The sequence below is a fragment of the Achromobacter sp. KK8 genome, assembly GCF_054188005.1.
Window position 1 is genome coordinate 4,916,975 of the sequence record NZ_CM135178.1, and the last position, 19,450, is coordinate 4,936,424.

Consider the following 19,450-nt stretch of genomic DNA (forward strand, 5'->3'; position numbering starts at 1 on the left):
CCGCATAGTGGCACCTTACCCCGAAGTGCCACGCCCGGAACCCCCACTTGGACCACCCACAACCCCTCGTCACCGTCGACGCCGTCCTGCTCACCCTGCGCGAGACCGGCCTGGAAATCGCCCTGCACCCGCGCGACCGCGCGCCGTTCAAGGGCGCCATGGCCTTGCCGGGCGGCGTGGTTCACGTGGACGAAGACGCCAGCACCGAGGGCAGCATCCGCCGCGTGCTGCGCGAAAAGACCGGCTTCGAGCCGCGCTACCTGGAGCAATTGCAGGTCTTCTCCGGCCCCGGCCGCGACCCGCGCAAGTGGTCGCTGTCCGTTTCCTACGTGGCGCTGGTGCCGGCCGCCGAGCTGGAAGCCGCCCCCGCCGCCTTTCGCTTCGTCAGCGTGGACGCGCTGCCGCCGCTGGCCTTCGACCACGCCGATATCGTCGCCGCCGCCGTGACCCGCCTGCGCGGCAAGTCGAGCTACTCCACCCTGCCGTTCTTCCTGCTGCCCGAACGCTTCACGCTGACCGAGCTGCAGCGCACCTACGAAGCCATCCTGCAAACCACCCTCGAGAAATCGAACTTCCGCCGCAAGATGGAAGCCTGGGACGTGCTCGAAGCCACCGACGACTACGCGCTCGGCGCCCAGCGTCCCGCCCGCCTGTACCGCCTGAAAGACTTCGCCCTGTTCGACCGCAGCGTCGGCTAACCCCGCGCCCGATCCCGCCTTAGTTGCAAACAAACAATAAGTAGGCTTATACTCGCCTCACTTAGTTTTATTTTGCCACTAAGGCTGCATCATGTTCACCATCACAGCGGTAGTAGAAGGACAACGCCACACCGACACGCCCCGCGCGTTCGTGTTTCCCGGCGGCGAAAGCCAGGTCACGGTCCCCGCCGCCCTGCAGGCCCACGCCGACGCGGCCAGTGAATTCCGCATCCACGCCCTGCTGAAATCGGCCGACGACGTCATGCAGTTGCTGCTGCTGACCGACGCCCTGCGCCGCCTGAACCCGGCCGCGCCGGTGCACCTGGACATGCCCTACGTGCCCTACGCCCGCCAGGACCGCGTCTGCAATCCCGGCGAGGCGCTCGGCGCGGCGGTGTTCTGCAAGCTCATCAACGACCAGCAATACGCCACCGTCAGCGTGGTCGAACCGCACAGCGACGTCACCCCCGCCCTGCTGCAACGCGTGCGCGTGGTCGACGCCGCCGTCTTCCTGAAGAACGCGCTGGCCAACCCCGCCTTTGCCAACGGCGTGACCCTGATGGCGCCCGACGCCGGCGCCCGCAAGCGCGTGCAGGCCCTGGCCAAAAAGCTGGGCGTGGCCGACGTGCGCTACGCCGAAAAAGTCCGCGACCCGCAGACCGGCCGCATCACCGAAACCCGCGTGCCCGACGACATCCCCGCGCAACCCGTGCTGGTGGTCGACGACATCTGCGACGGCGGCCGCACCTTCCTGGAACTGGCCGCCGCCTTGCGCGACAAGACCGACCAGCCGCTCTACCTGTATGTCACCCACGGCATTTTCAGCAAAGGCCTGGCCGAGCTGAACGCCCGCTACGCCGGGATCTACACCGCCTATGACTGGACCGCCAGCGAAGGCGCCGGCGCGCCCGTGGTCGTCAACCCCAACAACTGAGCACGAAGAAGGACTCCATCATGAATGCCCCCGTCCCCACCACCAAGAACGGCATCAACCCCTTGCTGCAAGCCGACTTCTACAAGACCGGCCACCCCTTCCAGTACCCCAGGGGCACCAACAAGATCCTCGCCAACTTCACCCCGCGCTCGGCCCGGCTGGCGCCGGTGCTGCCCGAATTGTTCGACAACAAGATCGTCTGGTTCGGCCTGCAAGGCTTCATCAAGGAAATCCTGATCGACCTGTTCAACCGCGAATTCTTCGGCAAGCCCGCCGGCGCGGCTGTGCGCCAGTACCAGCGCCGCGTCGACAATGCGCTCGGCAAGGGCGCGGTCACCGTCGATCACCTGCAGGCGCTGTATGACCTGGGCTACCTGCCGCTGGAGATCCGTTCCCTGCCCGAAGGCGCCCGCGTCGACATCCGCGTGCCGCCCGTCACCTTCGTCAACACCAGGCCCGAATTCGCCTGGCTGGTCACCTACATCGAAACGCTGTTCAGCTGCGAATCGTGGAAGCCGTCCACCGTGGCCACCATCGCCTTCGAGTACCGCAAGCTCCTGACCTACTTCGCCCGCGTGACCGGCAGCCCGATGGACTTCGTCAACTGGCAAGGCCACGACTTCTCGATGCGCGGCATGGCCGGCCTGTACGACGCCCGCAAGAGCGGCGCCGGCCACCTGCTGTCGTTCACCGGCACCGACACCATCCCGGCCATCGACTACCTGGAAGACCTGTACGGCGCCGATTCCGACCGCGAACTGGTCGGCGGCTCGGTGCCCGCCACCGAACACTCGGTCATGTGCCTGGGCAGCAAGGAAGGCGAAATCGAAACCATCCGCCGCCTGGTCACGCAGGTCTATCCGGCCGGCATCGTGTCGGTGGTGTCCGACACCTGGGACTTCTGGCAAGTGGTCACCGACTTCGCCGCCGCGCTGAAGCCGGAGATCCTGGCGCGCCAGCCCGATCCCTTCGGCAACGCCAAGGTGGTGTTTCGCCCGGACTCGGGCGATCCCGTGAAGATCCTGACCGGCTACTTCTGCGCCGACGTGTCCAGCATCGAAGACACGGCCGCCATGGCCGCCGCCCGCCGCGACGGCTTCGAAGCCGTGCGAGATATCGCGACTGGCCGCTACTGGCGCCTGGACGACGACGCCCGCCCCGCCCAGGCGCTGCGCGAGGCCGAAGCCAAAGGCGCGGTGCAGTGCCTGTGGGACATCTTCGGCGGCGTCGTCACCGACCGCGGCTACAAGCTGCTGGATCCGCACGTCGGCCTGATCTACGGCGACTCCATCACCCTGGCGCGCGGCCGCGACATCCTGGCGCGGCTGGAGAGAAAGGGTTTCGCGTCGGGCAACGTGGTCCTGGGCATCGGCTCATACACCTATCAATATCTGACCCGCGACAGCTTCGGCTGGGCATTGAAGGCAACGTATGCCGAGGTCAATGGCGAACCGCAGGAACTGGTCAAGGACCCGGTCACCGACTCCGGCGTGAAGCGGTCGGCCAAGGGCTTGCTGCGGGTCGATGAGACAGCGACGGGGTATGTGTTGCACGACCAGCAGACGCCGGAGCAGGCGGCTGGCGGCGCGCTGGTGCCGGTGTTCCGGGATGGGGTTCTGCTGGTGGAGCAGGATCTGGCGCAGATCCGGGAACGGTTGCAGGCGTCCTGGGTTTGTCCGGAGCCGGGGAGCATTGATTGGGGTGGCCGCTAAGTGGGCGAGTTGCGGCGTGGACGTCAGGCCATCCCTGCTTTGGCAACGTGCGCCTGGCGCCGCTTCGCTTCCTCTTCGGATTTCCTGCTAAATCTTGCCCTTGCCACTCGACCTGCAACCGCTTGGCGCTTGCGCGCCTTCCTGCCCTTGGCGGTCGCGCCAAGAGAAGCTACGTTGCCAAATTGGTAAATATGGGAAAACTGGAAAAACTGGAAAAACTAGGCTAAACTATCAACCAACTTGGATGTTCACCCATGAGGGTCGCATGACCGCCACCGTATCCTCTCGCTCAGAAAGCAACCTGCTTACTTGCAGGGAAGTCATGGCGCTCGGCCTGGACGAGGCTACAAGCCAGGCGTACCAAGAGGCGGTCGAACGCTATGAACAGACCCATCCGACGCAAAATGGTCGGAACTATATTGAATATGCGCTGGATGTGCTTCGTGGCCTCGCCCCACAAGAGGAAGAACGCTACGGCATCCACAAACTTGAGCTTGGACGGCTCAGGGAAAGATTGATCTGGGTCGTCCGACGCTTGTCGGGCGACCGGCGCATTCGTCTTCTTGCCCGGATCGCGACGAGCGCTCCCCCTACGTCCAGAAACAACACGACGCGCAGTGGCGCCACCACTCGACGGCAAATGGCCCCGGTCGCAGCACCGCCGCTATTCGCCTGAGGAGGTAACCATGGGACTGGTCTCACACAAGTACCAAGCAACTCCCAAAGATGTCCGGGCGATTGTCAATGGAAGCTATCCAGGCGATCCCCACACAGTGATCAGAAGCATGGCGTCCACGCTGGCCAAGGAGCTCTCCCCGCTCCAGAAACCCGGCCGCGCCGATGACCTGCTGAACATCCTTGTGCGACAGCTCGAAGACTGGTTGGTATGTGACGCAAATCTGGCGCTGCCTGAAGAAAAGGCGACCGCGCTGCCAGTTACCATGTGGTCTCCCGCCGAGGTGGTGGCCAAGCAAAAGCTGAGCGCGTTGACGACCCTGTATCGATACGACAAGGCCGGCAAGCTCTATTGCGTGAAGCCGTCAGCGAAGCAGAACGGGCGCATGTTCCCGGCCTGGCAGTTCGTTGATCCGGTTCCCAGCCTTTTGCCGCATGTCATCACCGAGTTGCGTGGAGTGTTGCAGTTCGAGCTTCATGCTTTTTTCGTTACCCAGCAAGACGACCTCAATGAACTATCACCCGCGGAAATGTTGGCGGGGCTGCCGTTTGAAAATCGACAAGCCGTATCGCCCGCACAGGAGCGGCTGCTTTCGCTGTCGACGGCAGAACGGTTGCAGCGGGTTCTGACGCTTGCAAGGTATGCAGGAAGGGGCATGACTGATTGAAATCGGTCCTGGTATGCCATTCAATGAACAAGCGCGTTACGAGCCGCCGTCTCACCTACAGGCACTAGTTCCCAGTACCGCCGCCCTGCTGGCCGCGCTGACCCATTCCGTCGAGCAGTTGGCGGCGGGCACCGTTCTATACCGCACGGCCGGCGACGCACGATACCTGTTGCCGGAAGTCCTGATCAACGCTTATCGGTTCGGTCCACCGATGGCGTTGCGTCAGGAGGAAGAACCGCTGCCTTACGCTTGGCTCTATCTCGCCCGAGACCTCTCCACTGCTATTTGGGAAGGCCAACTCGTCCGAAACGACGCCACGCGCGCGGGGAATTTCTATATACCTCCATCGGCAGTGGAAACCGGCGTCATCGGCACCCTGGCCTTCGCCCGCGATCTCCGCCTTTGGAACCTGTCGGGGGAAGCGTGTGCAAAGCTTGGCATCCACGACACGATCTCATCGAGCGACTACGAGGCGTGCCATTGGATCGGCCATCGCCTTCGCGAAGCCATGATGAGCCGTGAACCGGATGCGAGGCCCGATGGCTTCTGCTATCCCTCCAGGCGGGTGCGAGGGCATCAGGCGATCGCCATCCGCAGCGACATTCTGCCCGACCTCAAGGCAGGCGCCATGGTCACGCACGAATCATTCGGGAAAAGCGCTGCCTACGAAGCCCTGTGCGCCGATGCGCTCTGCAAACCTGCCCCGAGCGCAACGCGGCCCATGCTCCGTCAGCGCTGAAGGGCGCGAAAGTAAACCCGCTCTTTGGGAAGCGTTCCGTTCTGGTGGGCATGAGGCCTGCCTGGACGGAACCGCCCCGACGGCCACAGGCCGCGAGCAACGCCCCGCCCTACTCCCCACCCGCCCCCACCGCCGGCGGCATATGCGGCAGAAACGCCCCCGCCACCTCGAACCCGCATTCCTCCCGCGCAATATCGATCACCCGCGACACCACCGGATTGACGATGCTCTTCTTGTGCACCGCGTAGTAATTGATCGTCGGCAGATCCGGCTGCACATCCAGCTGGCACAGCGCCCCGCGCTCGACCAGCGGCGCGAAATACGCCCCCGGCAAGTAACTGATGCCCAGCCCCAACATCGTCAGCTGCGCCATCATGCCCAGGCTGTTGCAGGTCAGCACTCGCTTGACCGACAGGCCCTGCTCGGCGAACCAGGCATCGTATAGATGCGACAGCGCCGAATTGGTCGGCTGTGAGATCACCGGGTACGGCGCCAGGTCCTGCGGCGCCAGCCTTGCCGAGAAATCGATGTCCAGCGACGGGCTGGCCATCCAGACGTTGGTCACCGCGCCCAGGTGGACGCAGTCGTATTGATAGCTCCAGAACGGTCCCGGCATGATGGCCAGGTCCAACTGATCTTGCTCCAGCCGCTCATACAGCGTGATGCCGCCATCGATCTCGGGCATCAACTGCACCTTGGGATAGCGCAGGCTGATCTGGTTGACCAGCCGCGCCAGCCAGGTCATGCCGACCAGCTCGGTCACGCCCAGCCGCACCACGCCCTCGAAGCTGGCCGGATCGGCCATGTTCTGCACGATGCGGCTGTTCAGGTCCAGCATCTCGCGCGCCAGCTCGAACAGCTTGCGGCCCTGGGCCGTCAGCACCAGCTTCTTGGCGCGGCGCTCGAACAGCGGCGCGCCGGCGAAGGCTTCGAGTTCCCCTACCCGCTTGGCGACCGCCGACTGGGTGGTGTGCAGCTTGCGCGAGGACGCGCTGAAGCTGCCCAGTTGCGAGCTCCAGTAGAACGCCTCCAGCTGTTTGAGGGTGTACATCGCGGCGGTGGATGTGAAATGCATGAAGAACCCTCGCATTATCGTCGACGCGAGCGCGGCTGCGCGCCCGCCCCGCCCTACCCCCGCGGATGCAGGATATCCGCCAGGAACCGCTGCGCCCGCGGATGCTGGGGCGCGCTGAAGAAGCGTTCCGGCGTATCCACTTCCAGGATCTCGCCCGCATCCATGAACACCACCCGGTCGCACACATCCCGCGCGAACCCCATCTCGTGCGTCACGCAGACCATGGTCATGCCGTCCTTGGCCAGGCCCTTCATCACCTGCAGCACCTCGCCCACCATCTCCGGGTCGAGCGCGCTGGTGGGTTCGTCGAACAGCATCACCGGCGGTTGCAGCGCCAGCGCGCGGGCGATCGCCACGCGCTGCTGCTGGCCGCCCGACAGCGAGCCGGGATAGGCGTCGATCTTGTGCTCCAGCCCGACCCGCGCCAATAGCTGGCGCGCCAGTTCGGTGGCCTGCTTGCGCGGCTGCTTGCGGATGTTGACCGGCGCGAACACCACGTTGTCCAGCACGCTCATGTGCGGAAACAGGTTGAACTGCTGGAACACGAAACCGATCTTCTGGCGCAGCGCGTTCAGGTTGACGCCCTTGCCGTAGATGTCGGCGTCGTCGATCAGGATGCGGCCCTTCTCGATCGGTTCCAGGCGGTTGATGGTACGGATCATGGTGGACTTGCCCGAGCCCGACGGCCCGCACACCACCAGCACCTCGCCGCGCGCGACCGACAGGTCCACGTCCTTCAGGACGTGATGCGCGCCATACCATTTGTTGACTTTCTCAAGCTTGATCATGATGAATTCCGATAAGCGCCTGGCCCTAGGCCATGGCGCGCTGGCGGCGGATGCGCAGGTCCAGCCAGGACAGGCCGCGGCTCAGGCTGAAGCACACCAGGAAATAGATGATGGCCAGGATGCCGAACACCTGCAGCGGCTTGGTCAGCACCAGGTTGTTGACCTGGTTGGCGGCGAAAGTCAGTTCGTTCACGCTGATCACATACCCCAGCGAGGTCTCCTTGATGGTGGAGACGAACTGGCTGGTCATGCTGGGCAGCACGTTGAACAGCGCCTGCGGCAGCACCACCCGGCGCATCGTCGTCCAGTAGCCCACGCCCAGCGAGCGCGAGGCCTCGATCTGGCCGCGCGGCACCGCCTCGATGCCCGAGCGGATCACCTCCGACAGATAGGCGCTCTCGTACACCACCAGCGCCGCGATCAGCGTCCAGAAGCCGCTGATCACCTGCCCCGTCAGCTTCGGAATGACGAAGTACGCCCAGAAGATCAGCATCAGCAGCGGCATGCCGCGCACCACATTGACCAGCGTCTTGCTGGCCACGCGCAGCCAGCCAAACGGACTGACCCGCGCCAGCGCGATGGCCAGCGCCAGCGGCAGCGACAGCGCCAGGCCGCACAACGCCAGGATCAGCGTCAGCGCCAGGCCGCCCAGCGGCCCATTGGGGTATTGGCCGACCAGCAGCGTCGGCCACAGTATTGCGACAGGAGATCAAGCACCGTGGCCTCCCCGGTTCAAGCGGTAGCGCGCATAGATGCGCGAGCCGATCAGCATGATGAGGAAGGATCCCAGCAGATACATGAGGGTCGCCGCGCCAAACGTGGCGAAGGTGCGGTAGGTCTCGTTCTCGATCTCGCGCGCCTGGTAGGTCAGCTCCATCACGCCGATGGCCATGGCCACGCTGGTGTTCTTGAACAGCAGCAAGGCGCGGCCCACCAGCGGCGGGATGGAAATCCGCACCGCCTGCGGCACGATCACGAAGCGCATGCATTGCAGGTAGCTGGCGCCCAGCGCCCGGGCCGCCTCGAACTGCGTGCCAGGAATGGCGCGCAGCCCGCTGCGGATATCCTCGGCGATATAGGCGGCCGACCCCAGCGCCAGCGCGATCGCCGCCAGCGACATCTCGGCGTTGTGCTGGTACAGCCACATCCGGAAACCCTCCGGCAGCAGCTCGGGCATGCCGAAGTACCAGAACAGCACCTGCACCAGCAGCGGCACGTTGCGGTGGTATTCCACATAGGCGTCGACCAGCCAGCGGCACGGCGCCAGGTTGGTGGCGCGCACCACGACCAGCGTCACCGCGATCGTGAACGCCATCACCCAGGACACCAGGAACAACTGCAGCGTCACCACCATGCCGCTGGCCAGCAACTGGTATTGCGAAGCGTCAAGTAGGCTCATTGCGCGGTACCGGCGTTCAGCCCGCGATGGGGCCGATCTTGAAACCGCGCTCGAGCTTGTACGGCGTCTGCGCGCCGAACCACTTGTCGAACAACTGTGCGGCCACGCCCGAGCTTTCCGCCTCGTCCAGCGCCTGGTTCACCACATTCAGCATGCCCGGCTCCGACTTGCGCACGCCCAGGCCCCAGGGTTCGTCAAACACCGACTTGGCGATCACGCTGACCGGCGCCGTCGGCGGGCTTTGCAGCACCAGGCGCACCAGCACCAGTTCGGACGCGAACTGCGCGTCCACCTTCTTCTGTTGCAGGGCCAGGTACGTGGCCGAGCTGTCGCCGTAGCCGATCACCTGCGACTTGTCGAGAATGCGCTTGATCTCGCGCTCCGAACTGGAACCCTTGGTCGCGCCAACGCGGCGGCCGTTCAGCGACTCGATCGTGTCCAGCCCCGAATCCTTGCGCACCAGCAGCTTCTGCGGGCTGACGTAGTACGCGTGGCTGAAAGCGATCTGCTGGGCGCGGTCCGGCGAATAGCCCAGGTTCGCCGCCAGGATATCGACGCGGCCCTCGTTCAGCTCCGGCACGCGCGCCGCCACCGACAGCAGCTTGTAGCTGATCTTCACGCCCAGCTTGTCGGCCACCAGCTTGCACACGTCCACGTCATAGCCTACCAGTTGGCGCGTCGTCGCGTCCTGGAAACTGAACGGCTGCGACGTGCCCAGCGTGCCGCAGATCAATTCGCCGCGGGCCTTGATGTCCGCGACCTGGTCGGCGCGCGCGCCAGCGCCCAGCGACAACGCGGCCAGGCCCAGGCAGGCGGCGATAAGTGAATGGCGTTTCATGGTGATTCCCCTTGTGTTTGTGGTTTGAACAGAAAAACGGAACCGGCCCGCTCGTTGGCGGGCCCGGGAACAACTAGACGAGCTTGGCGCAGGCCTCGCGGATGCCCGCGCAGCCCTGCCGGATATCGTCCAGCGACGCCGCGAACGACAGCCGGAACGTGCCCGGCGCGCCATAGGCATGACCGTCGATCACCGCCACGCCAGCCTCGCGCAGCAGGTAATGCGTCAGGTCGGTATCGCTGCGGATCTCGACGCCTGCCGGCGTGCGCTTGCCCAGCAGCCCCGAGCAATCCGGAAACACGTAGAACGCGCCCTGCGGCATCACGATCGCCAGCCCCGGCGTGCCGGACAGCTCCGCCACCGCCAGATCGCGGCGCTCGCGGAAAACGCGGGCGAACTCCGTCACGCAGTCCTGCGGCCCCGACAGCGCCTCCAGCGCCGCCGCCTGGCTCACCGACGACGCGCCCGACGTGCTCTGCGACTGCAGAATCGCCATCGCCTTGATCAGCTCGTCCGGCCCGGCGCCGTAACCGATACGCCAGCCCGTCATCGCATAGGCCTTGGACACGCCATTGACCACCAGCGTGCGCGCCGCCAGCGCCGGCGCCACCTGCAACGGATGCACCGTCGGCGCGTCAGTGAAGTTCAGCCGCGCATAAATATCGTCCGTCATCAGCCAGACATGCGGATGACGCTCGAGCACCGCGGTCAGCCCGCGCAGCTCGTCGGCAGTGTAGACCGAGCCCGTCGGATTGCTGGGCGCGTTCATCATCAGCCACTTGGTGCGCGGCGTGATCGCGCGCTCCAGCGCCTCCGGCGTCAGCTTGTAATCCGTGGCCGGCGTGGTCGGCACCGTCACCGGCACCCCGCCGTTGACCAGCACCATGTCCGGATACGACACCCAGAACGGCGCCGGAATCAGCACCTCGTCGCCCTCGTTCAGCGTCGCCGCCAGCCCGTTGAAGATCACCTGCTTGGCGCCCGTGCTGACAATGATGCGCGCCGCCGGGTAATCGACGCCGGTGGCTTCCAGCAGATGCGTCCGCGCCGCCTTGCGCAGCGCCACCGTGCCCTGGGCCGGCGGATACTTGGTCTCGCCCCGGTTCATCGCGGCCGTGGCCGCCTGGCGGATATGCTCCGGCGTCGAAAAATCCGGCTCGCCGATCGTCAGGTCGATAATGCGCCGGCCCTGCTCGCGCAGCTCGGCAATGATCGCGCGCGCCGCCACGCTGGGCGACAGCTTGATGCGCTTGATGCGGTCGGCGACGATGCTGGCGGCTTGCGAGGGCTGGGGTTGCGTCTGGGCCGGGGTTTGCGTCGGGGTTTGGGTCGGGGTTTGGGTCGGGGTTTGGGTCGGGGTTTGCGTCGGGGTTTGCGTCGGGGTTTGATTCACTTCGCGGCTCCCGTCTTCTCGGCCAGGGTCTTCTCCAGCCAGGGCTTGGTGTAGGTGCCGGCGCGCAGCTTCTCCTTGGCCACCGCCTCGTCGGCTTCCTTCTTGGTCGCCAGCGCCAACACCGCTGCCGCATGCTCGGCGGGAATCACCACCACGCCGTCGGCATCGCCGACCACCACATCACCCGGGTTGACCACCTGGCCGCCCACCGACACCGGCACATTGATCTCGCCCGGGCCGTCCTTGTACGGCCCCTTGTGCGACACCGCGCGCGCAAAGCAGCCGAACTGCCCCTGCGCGAACACATCCAGGTCACGCACCGCGCCGTCGATCACGAACCCGGCGATGCCGCGCCCCTGCGCGTCCATCATCATCAGCTCGCCCACCAGCGCATTGCTGGTGTCGCCGGCGCCATCGACCACGATCACATCGCCCGCGCCACCCAGCGAAATCGCCTTGTGGATCATCAGGTTATCGCCCGGCCGCGTCTTCACGGTCAGCGCCAGGCCGACCGTACGCTGGTTGCCGGCGTGCAGCGGACGCAGCCCGCTGACGCCGTACAGGCGGTTCATGCAATCGCTGATCTGGGCCGAGCCGATAGTGGCAAAACCGGCCAGCACGTCAGCAGCGACGGCCAGCGCGGGCCGGGGAAGAATGCGGTATCCGATGGAATTCATAGCGAGGAATTTTCTTGAAGGCGTGAACGGCAATAAGCGAACACGCATTACAAGGCCTCGCGGGGCGATCCTCAAAACGATATAAATTCCCGGTTATGTAGGAATTATTTTCGTGGATCTATTGGATCGACGGGGGAGCGTTGTGGGTGGGGCTGGGGGCTTCCCTTTCGTCGTCGGGTCGCAGGGCCTGGTCGAGCATGGCTTCGGTCAGGGTGCCGAGGTGCTCGCAGAGGCTTTCGACGCCGCCCATCAGGGCGGTGATTGCCCAGGGGTCCAGCGGTGGGGAGCCGGTGGCGTCGGGTTCGGACGCGCTGTTGCCGACCATGCGGGCGATGGTCTGGATGGCGTAGCGGGTGCGGTCTAGTTGGTGGAGGTGGGAAAGGGAGACGGGGCCGGATTCGCGGTCGGAGTCGATTTGCCAGGGGTTTTGGGTTAGGGGGTGCAGCATGGGGACTGCCTCCTGTAGGGTGAGTCAGGCCGCGATGCGTTGCGGCTGTCTACGCCTATAGCTTTCCGGCTTCCAAACCGGCACCGGCGAGGTGATAGTCATGAGTGTATGGGGGCATGGAGGCATGTTGGATGCAGGAGGGACAATTTCGACACTGGTACTTGGCGTCACACTGGATGGGCACTTTCGACCCAAAGCGGTCAATGGGCATGTTGGTTCGCTATGACGGCTCAAGGATGGGAAGCTGTTGAATGGCTGCCATACCCACTTCTGTTAGTGCTATGTCGCCTGTAGACCGTCGGCGCTCATCCCCGCTCGCGGCGCTCGATGGCTCACTAGGGTGAATGTGCCCGTCTGAGGGTAAGGCTGTTAATATTCCGGGCTAACTCTCATCGTCACTTAACGCCAAAGAATAAAAGGTTTTCGCATTGGCCTAATGGCGAGAGAGAGAGACTTGACCGCTGGTTAAAATTAGCGATCACCACTAAAAAGAATGGTTATATGGGCAGTCCGCTGGGCTGCCCTTTTGCTTTAGGCGTGCCATTTCCAAGCGCACAAGGCCGTTAATGCAAGGAGGAGGTCCCGGTGGCAGTTGAGCAGTGCTTCGTTGGCGTTTGCTTCATCCCGCTCGATGGCAGCGGGCAGAAATTCTTCGGGTTTTCGGAGTTCCTCGCTGGCCTTGCGCTAATGGTATTGGCGTGGACTATTGCTGACGTCCGCTACCGTTTTCGAGTCCAGACTGCCCCCATTCCTCTGCTGGGCGTCACATTCTCGGTGGTTGCTGCCATCGGCGTGCTGGCGCTACTGACTGACCTCTGGCGCGCTGAGCAGTGGCTCGTACCCAAGGGCAATCTACTGACACCGGCGTCATGGCAGGCACTCTTGGGCGGGCTGTTCCTGCTGACGTATCTCATCTGGACTTGGTTCGCATTCATCCGACCTCCCATTTATGGGAGGCAGAACGCCGAGCGCTTTGCGCAGACCCTATATCGATTCATCCTCAAGGGCTCGCCGGCAGAGCTCGCCGTCATCGCAGACGAACTCGCATCCTCAGCCGGGGCGCTTGTCCGCCACGCCACGGACAGGGGCAGACTGAAGAACTATCGGCAGGAGAGCGAAGATGAAAAGAAGAAAAGCCCCCCGAAGGTGGAGGGATATGCCAACGACCTGCTCCTGCTCATCGCTGACAAGCGATTATGTCGCGCAATCGTCGAGTCGTCGCCAGGCACCGCACTGGCAGTGTTCCAAGCAATAGCAGAGACGAAGAAGTACGGCATCCAGGTTGAGACCTTCGCCAAAAACATCATCAATGAGGCGCTGGCAAACAAGGACTCCTTCCTCTATCACGAGGCTGAGGGCTACGAATCTGGTCTGATTGGCTACCACAAGCCGCTCAGTCACGCGATGTTCGCCAACTATAAGATGGTCGAGACAATCGGGAGTCTCCTTGATCCCGATCCATCCGGTCAGAGGGAATGGGACGCCGCGCAGTGGGAGGCCTACTGCAGGGTTGCTTTGATGACGTTACGCACCTACGTCAACGAAGGATATGGAGGCCATTCGTTCGTGCTGTATCGCGCTAAGAGCTACATCGAAAATTCTGTCTTTGATCTCTACACTTTGAACGAACTCACCAGGGTTTGGGATACCGATTCATTCCGCCGTCTTCGTGTCGTCATCGAATTCGTCAAAGACGCCGTCAACATTCTCGACGAAAAGGGGGGGGCCAACCATGTCCGCATCCGTGTGAGAGAGAAGCACGGCCATCCGCGCGAGACCTTTTACGATCACATCGCTAGCTTGATCTTCGAGGTGATCTTTCACGCTTCGGCAGTCAAATCGCCACAGTGGGAATGCTGGACGATTCAGCACAACTCGGTGTGGGGGGAGCTGTTCAACTTCAATCACCTCGATGGTTCTGCGGGCAAAGTAGTGAAGTTCAAAGTGCGCCGCCTTCTTTACGACGAAATCGTAGATATGCGGCGCTTCCCGAACTTCAAGGGAGCAAAGATTCTCGGTTTCTGTCTGAACGTAATGGGACTCACTGTCAGCGAGGGCGATTACGACAGGGACAGCCGGGCGCTTCAAAAGGCCTTACTTGCTTGGACGAAGAAAAACTTCACTTGGCTGAATGACTACAACCCGCGCATTGCCGAGGCATGCTTGGTGGACGGCATGACCTATGATGCGGAGAACCTTCGGTTGGTCCGCACCTCTCCTGCAGCAGGGCTGAGACGGGAGCCGAGTTACGACTACTTTGACCTCGATCCTGCGTCATCAGAAACGGATACTGTGCCCCCAGTCGCTTCTAAACCTGAACGCAGAATGTAGCTTCCCGCAAGTTGCGTCCAGGCGCCTACCGGTCCGCATAAACGGTTGACGGGGAGTATTCCTTTTTCAGACAGGCAGATTTGATTGCGGGGATAAAGAACTGGCAAAGAAACACCAGTGAACCATTAAGTGGAAGTACGAACGAGGTCGCATACTATCCGAGCCGCGGCGCATGAAGCCGGACAATACACGCGAACCGTTTTTCCCCACCAAGATAGTCGGGGCTGAAATAATCGCCAGTAGCTATAAATTCGAGCCGCCGCCCCTTGCCTGAGCGGTGTGACCGCGACGTACTGGTGGCATTGCAGCCGGGAGAAATCGCGGGTCAGGAACACAAGTGCCGGCAAGGCAATCAATTCACTCTATGTATCCAATGGGTAACGCGATGACAGCAGAGGACAGATCGCCAGACGAAACGGAATTGACTACGCAACTCCGCACACGCGGCCTGGTTCGTACTGTTGCGGACCATGGGCGTCGGCGTCGGGATGATGGCTATGCTGCATGGCTCGAGACGCTGGCGATCATATTGAACGCTACTGGCGCACCACCGATTGATCTTCATCTCGACGAGGCGCTGGCGGAGTTGGAAGGGCCGCGCTTCTTCCTCGTTCAGCATGTTTTATGTGATCTGATACCCCATCTGAACGTAGATCAAGACGTCCTCCTTGCTTTCATCGGACGCCTGCTCGACATCGGCGGCAACGACCTAGCTGCCGGGGCTCCTAGTACCGCTTTTGGGGAATGGACGAAGAAGAACCCAGTCAGAGCTCCCAAGGTCTACCAAGCAGCGCGTAGTGGCGATAACCTGGCTCTGCGCCATCTATTTACGGTTCTTGTAATGAACGCTGATATCGAGGAAGGCCTCATTTTCGCGCAGGCTCACGAGCGGGAGGCGAAGCTCGCAGCCCTTTCGGCTTTGGGGGCCATGGAGCTAGGTGAACGCTACAGTGAAGTGCTCGACACCCTGCTTCAAGGAGCGACTAGCATTGATGAAGATATCGCACTGCGGTCCCTCGAAGCAGGTTATCGCGCTGCTGCACAACGGAAAGCACATGCTCCGGTCAGTTTTGACGAGCAACTTGAAAGGGCCCTAAAGACAAGGAGTTCCTTCGCAATCCACTTGGCAACGAACCTGTTGTGGATGCACCTAGATGGTCTCACAGAAAATGCCCTGGACCTGTGCCTCGATGCCGCTGCAGATGTCGACCCAGATAGCGCGGGCACGATATCGCATATGGATCATGCCGGATACCAGCTCGTGAGCGCTGGGTATGCTGAAAAAGCGATTTGCCTCCTCAGTGAACTATTCGATCGCTCAAAAGGTCGGATCACGCTCGACGCGTTCCAGAGCACTTACCACGCGCTGCAAAATGCCGGCTCTGACGTGCTGGGTGGCGCAGTTGTGTACTGGCTGCTGAACGGAAGTGCACATACCCATCAATGCCTGGCTAGCGAAGTTTGCGGCCCCTGCAACGATAATCCTCCCTTCTCCATCCCCACATCATCGCTTCCATTGAATCCATCGGACCAACTATTTCTCTGTCGCAAGGCTATCGGATGGCTCTTCATCGATCCACTGGCCGCCGTTGCCATACCGTTAGCTGTAGTTCGCTATGGGTTTCCAGATATCAAAAATGCAGTCCTGGATTTGATGTACGACCCCTTGCTCGTGAGTTATGGAGGCAAGTTGAAGGAGTACCTTGAGCGCTACGTTGCAGCCGGCGGCGAGACCACCCCGGACATTGCTGAACTGCTTGCACGAAAGACAGCACTTCAGGATGGGATGGAAGGCATTGAACGATTGGTCGAACTGCATCCCAGCGAAATGCAGCGCGAGACGGAGCGTGCTCAGTGGCACGAGCAGATGGAACAGAGCGCGGAGCAGGCGAGGCGGAAATCGATCTTTGATGATCTCATCACTAAGCAGTACATCCTATATGGCCGATCTTCGTTGACGCCGATTCATACCGGCGAAGGAACTACGCAACTCACTCAGACCGAGATGCAATCGTTCTCCGTTTCGTCCGAGCTACCTCTACTCAGTGTTGTTGACCCGGTTGGTCTCGACCATATGCTTCTCCATTTCAGGCTTGAGCGGAGAGTACAGCGATGAAACTTGTCGTGATGCACTATCTGCGGTCGCTGCGCGAACGCGGCGAACTCGACGCGATTTTTCCCGATCTTCTGGCTGAGAGTGGATTTGAAATACTAACCCGTCCCCGCCGTGGAACACGACAAGCCGGTGTTGACGTCGCCGCCGTCGGCCCTGATCCCGATCGCGATGGTGCGCGGAGTCTATTTCTATTCACAATTAAATCTGGCGATTTAACGCGCGAGCATTGGGATGCCGGTCAGCAAGCCGTGCGCCCGTCGCTGAATGAGATTCTGGATGACTACATCCCGAACCGCATCCCGCCTCATTTCTCAGATCTGCCCATCGTTATATGTGTCTGCATGGGCGGCGAGATGCGCGAGGATATTCGTGCCCAGTGGAGTGGCTACTGTCGGGCGAACGAGAAAACCAACGTTCACTTTGCCGAATGGAACGGGGATCGTATTTCGGATCTGATCCTCAGCGGCATGTTGCGTGCTGAACTAATTGAGAGTGAAAATCGAGGGCTGTTTCAGAAGGCGCTCGCGATGCTTGATCAGCCCGAGGTCGCATATAGGCATTTCGGCCGCTTAATAAATGTCATTTTCGCTGAACCGAACAACGAGTCAGAGCGTACACGCCAGCTACGCAAGGCCTACGTATGCCTATGGATACTCTTTGTATGGGCTCGCGATGCCGATAACCTTGAGGCTGCGTATCGAGCATCCGAGTTGGTGCTGCTACGAAGTTGGCCTCACTGCGATATTACCCGTCTGCGCAAGGGAGTGATTCAAAAGGAGCGACTCGCTCATTTGGATCAGGTGTTAAAACTGCACTTAATCATCGCGCATCTTCTACTCGTCGAAAAAATTGGGCCGTTCGCTGAAAAGCGCTATGCGCTTTCAATGGCTGTGAATTCACGCAATGCGGTAGACGTTAATATCGCGCTGTTCGAGACGCTGGGGAGATTATCTCTCCACGGATTATGGTTGGATGCCATGAGTGCCGAGGAGGACGAGTCATTTGCGCATGCCATGAGTGAAGGAGCGGACAAGGTGCTCAACATAGCGATTGGGATGCTGAACGCGAACCCGGTGCTTGCATCCCCCGTGCGTGACGATTTCATGATCGAACTGGCTCTATTAATGCGTTTCGCAGACGTGCGTGGCCGCTTATCCAACATCGCTGATTACATCCGTAGCATGTCCGACCGCCTGTGCTACGGACTAAAAGTTCGGCGACACTATCCGACGCCGACTACAGATTATCGAGATGTCCTCGCCCATCCAAGAGACAGCAGCGACGCATACTTCGAAGAGCATACGCGTGCGGGGATTCTCTATACCTTCGTGCTCGCTTGGCTTGCGATGATAGGAGATCAGGAGCGAGCAGACCGTTTGCGCAGGACGTTGTTAGAGTATGCTCCGCACATGACTCACCAAATCTGGATTCCTGACGCACGAACGGATGAGATTTTCTGGGATGGTGATCGGGATCACGGCATAGCGGTACCGAGTCTGCCATTTAGCGATTCGCTAGAGGCCGTTCTTAACTTATTGAATCGCGTGATTAAAGAGCATCCGCTGGATGAGCGCGTAAGCGCCGTCCGAAGTCACCTGATCCCAATTCTCCTTATGGCCTGCCGCCACTATCGCATGCCGGTGCCACCGCACGTTTGGCGAGGTCGGAATGGTTCTGCGCCGGACAGTACCGCTTCAGATGAAGCAGCATCGGATCCCGGGATACCGCAGTAGCGAAGAGGATGGCGTTTGATGCTTGCACGGCCTGCTGCAAGACAGATACGAAAAGATCAAAGAGACCGTGAAAGTTTCAGAAGCGCCCAATTGTGGCACCAGATCACGGTTTTTTTCATGGCATTCCTGATTAGTGTGTTTTGGTCGGCCCTGCGACGCGCAGGACAATGTCTCCTTGTGGCCGACTGCAGACCTTCCTAGCCGTCTGCTTGGTCGATCTCGATACCACCCCAAGACTCTGCCGCCAAAGTGGGAAAATTGAAGAGGGAGCAACGCCGTTAGTATTTCCTCTTCCCCTCAAGCGATTTGTTGACGGATGTTCTGGACGTGCATGATCTCAGCTACCGCGGTTCTTTCATGCGGCGCCATTAACGGCTGCGCACTTGGTTCATGACGCTTGTCCTCGATTAGATCTTCGTAAACTAGAATTCCAGATCGCCAAGGCCTCACTATGAAATATACGCCTCCCAGTCGATAGCCCTCATTACCATTCGCCCGGTTACTTTCGACAGTAACGCAAGAAAGCGCGCAAGGCCTACAGCGGGATCCTCATAGCGAAGATACTGTTCAGACCCGCTCTGTAAAAAGAGCAAGCCTTCATTCTTTATCAGAATGCCGCTCGTCAAATCTAGGTAGACATCTGGCTTGCTCACCTCGGGCAGAGTGTTGAGCTTTTCGCCGATGGCATCCAAACCCGATCCCCCGTATGTCAACACGACGTGAAGAACCCTGCCGTACGGCCAGTCAAGATCCCCCAGTTGTGTGCCCGCGTGCGTCGACGGCATCAAACGTTTTACGCTCTCAATATTATCAGCGATGCCCTCTAATACAGATGGCGTGATTTGAGTCTTGATCTCGAAAGTCGCGACGGTCCCTTCTTGGAATATTAAATCGTGGCCGCTTGCAAAGGCCAGTCTTGGCATTGATTTCAACATCAACACAATGTCTTGCTGTTTCGAGCGCTGGCCGGTTGAATCAACGATGACGCCGCTCACCACACTAGTCATCTCAGGAAGATGACTAGTCAGAAAATCCTGAATTAGGCGTTCTCTAGCTGCGCCAGCGGTTGCCGCGTGACCCAAGACCTCGGTCATTTTGTATTGAGCATTGAGCGCGTCAACTGCTCCCCGACAATATTTCACTAACGGCTTCATGGCTTCTTGTGAGTCCCATTGCATACCAAAGTCGGTCAAGGATACTGCTTTTTTTCAGTGAACCGGATCAAA

General features: G+C 61.0%; 17 protein-coding genes and 1 pseudogene. 9 read left to right on the forward strand and 9 right to left on the reverse strand.

What is annotated here, in order from left to right; genetic code table 11:
• The first annotated feature begins 47 nt into the window (after nt 1–47).
• From ACVN9Z_RS22765 to ACVN9Z_RS22790, 6 genes are all read left to right on the forward strand, one after another.
• Complete coding sequence (locus ACVN9Z_RS22765; RefSeq protein ID WP_054438118.1) at nt 48–698, forward strand: NUDIX hydrolase; 651 nt, start codon at nt 48–50, stop codon at nt 696–698.
• 91 nt (nt 699–789) lie between these two features.
• Nucleotides 790–1,632 (forward strand): ribose-phosphate diphosphokinase, encoded by an 843-nt coding sequence (prs, locus tag ACVN9Z_RS22770; protein ID WP_458212671.1) that lies wholly within the window; start codon nt 790–792, stop codon nt 1,630–1,632.
• Nucleotides 1,633–1,652: 20 nt separating this feature from the next.
• Nucleotides 1,653–3,344, forward strand: coding sequence for a nicotinate phosphoribosyltransferase (locus ACVN9Z_RS22775; RefSeq protein ID WP_458212672.1), 1,692 nt, complete (start codon nt 1,653–1,655; stop codon nt 3,342–3,344).
• A 265-nt stretch (nt 3,345–3,609) separates the two neighbouring features.
• A complete protein-coding gene (locus ACVN9Z_RS22780; RefSeq protein ID WP_162876711.1) occupies nt 3,610–4,020 on the forward strand; it encodes a hypothetical protein in 411 nt (136 codons plus the stop codon).
• A gap of 10 nt (nt 4,021–4,030) precedes the next feature.
• Nucleotides 4,031–4,687 (forward strand): hypothetical protein, encoded by a 657-nt coding sequence (locus ACVN9Z_RS22785; RefSeq protein ID WP_065423317.1) that lies wholly within the window; start codon nt 4,031–4,033, stop codon nt 4,685–4,687.
• A gap of 13 nt (nt 4,688–4,700) precedes the next feature.
• Nucleotides 4,701–5,426, forward strand: a complete 726-nt coding sequence (locus ACVN9Z_RS22790) for an RES family NAD+ phosphorylase (RefSeq protein ID WP_054502759.1) — start codon at nt 4,701–4,703, stop codon at nt 5,424–5,426.
• Between the two features lie 109 nt (nt 5,427–5,535).
• Here ACVN9Z_RS22790 and ACVN9Z_RS22795 read toward each other — a convergent pair whose 3' ends face one another.
• From ACVN9Z_RS22795 to ACVN9Z_RS22830, 8 genes and pseudogenes are all read right to left on the reverse strand, one after another.
• Complete coding sequence (locus ACVN9Z_RS22795) at nt 5,536–6,501, reverse strand: LysR family transcriptional regulator (RefSeq protein ID WP_428980804.1); 966 nt, start codon at nt 6,499–6,501, stop codon at nt 5,536–5,538.
• A 53-nt stretch (nt 6,502–6,554) separates the two neighbouring features.
• Entirely contained in the window at nt 6,555–7,289 is a 735-nt protein-coding gene (locus ACVN9Z_RS22800) for an amino acid ABC transporter ATP-binding protein (protein WP_054479247.1), read from the reverse strand.
• A gap of 25 nt (nt 7,290–7,314) precedes the next feature.
• Nucleotides 7,315–8,006, reverse strand: a pseudogene (locus tag ACVN9Z_RS22805) (amino acid ABC transporter permease).
• Nucleotides 7,999–8,688 carry an amino acid ABC transporter permease gene (locus tag ACVN9Z_RS22810; RefSeq protein WP_006386293.1) on the reverse strand — a complete coding sequence of 230 codons (690 nt, stop codon included), beginning with the start codon at nt 8,686–8,688 and terminating at the stop codon, nt 7,999–8,001. The pseudogene ACVN9Z_RS22805 and the gene ACVN9Z_RS22810 overlap by 8 nt, the downstream one beginning before the upstream one ends.
• Nucleotides 8,689–8,704: 16 nt before the next feature.
• Complete coding sequence (locus ACVN9Z_RS22815; protein WP_053501133.1) at nt 8,705–9,526, reverse strand: ABC transporter substrate-binding protein; 822 nt, start codon at nt 9,524–9,526, stop codon at nt 8,705–8,707.
• Between the two features lie 73 nt (nt 9,527–9,599).
• Nucleotides 9,600–10,796: an aminotransferase class I/II-fold pyridoxal phosphate-dependent enzyme gene (locus ACVN9Z_RS22820; protein WP_053501136.1), complete on the reverse strand. Its 1,197-nt coding sequence runs from the start codon at nt 10,794–10,796 to the stop codon at nt 9,600–9,602.
• Between the two features lie 119 nt (nt 10,797–10,915).
• Nucleotides 10,916–11,596, reverse strand: coding sequence for an RraA family protein (locus ACVN9Z_RS22825; protein WP_053501427.1), 681 nt, complete (start codon nt 11,594–11,596; stop codon nt 10,916–10,918).
• A 118-nt stretch (nt 11,597–11,714) separates the two neighbouring features.
• On the reverse strand, nt 11,715–12,044 hold the full coding sequence (locus tag ACVN9Z_RS22830; protein ID WP_053501426.1) for a hypothetical protein: 330 nt from the start codon (nt 12,042–12,044) through the stop codon (nt 11,715–11,717).
• Nucleotides 12,045–12,629: 585 nt separating this feature from the next.
• Here ACVN9Z_RS22830 and ACVN9Z_RS22835 point away from each other — a divergent pair.
• The 3 genes from ACVN9Z_RS22835 to ACVN9Z_RS22845 all read left to right on the forward strand — a co-directional run bounded on the left by ACVN9Z_RS22835 (nt 12,630) and on the right by ACVN9Z_RS22845 (nt 18,224).
• On the forward strand, nt 12,630–14,375 hold the full coding sequence (locus ACVN9Z_RS22835) for a hypothetical protein (RefSeq protein ID WP_053500809.1): 1,746 nt from the start codon (nt 12,630–12,632) through the stop codon (nt 14,373–14,375).
• A gap of 421 nt (nt 14,376–14,796) precedes the next feature.
• On the forward strand, nt 14,797–16,491 hold the full coding sequence (locus tag ACVN9Z_RS22840; protein ID WP_199234250.1) for a hypothetical protein: 1,695 nt from the start codon (nt 14,797–14,799) through the stop codon (nt 16,489–16,491).
• Nucleotides 16,488–18,224: a hypothetical protein gene (locus ACVN9Z_RS22845; protein WP_081005757.1), complete on the forward strand. Its 1,737-nt coding sequence runs from the start codon at nt 16,488–16,490 to the stop codon at nt 18,222–18,224. The genes ACVN9Z_RS22840 and ACVN9Z_RS22845 overlap by 4 nt, the downstream gene beginning before the upstream one ends.
• A 449-nt stretch (nt 18,225–18,673) precedes the next feature.
• Here the strand turns inward: ACVN9Z_RS22845 and ACVN9Z_RS22850 are convergent, their stop codons facing one another.
• Nucleotides 18,674–19,417, reverse strand: a complete 744-nt coding sequence (locus tag ACVN9Z_RS22850; protein WP_131726997.1) for a DUF6602 domain-containing protein — start codon at nt 19,415–19,417, stop codon at nt 18,674–18,676.
• Between the last annotated feature and the right edge of the window lie 33 nt (nt 19,418–19,450).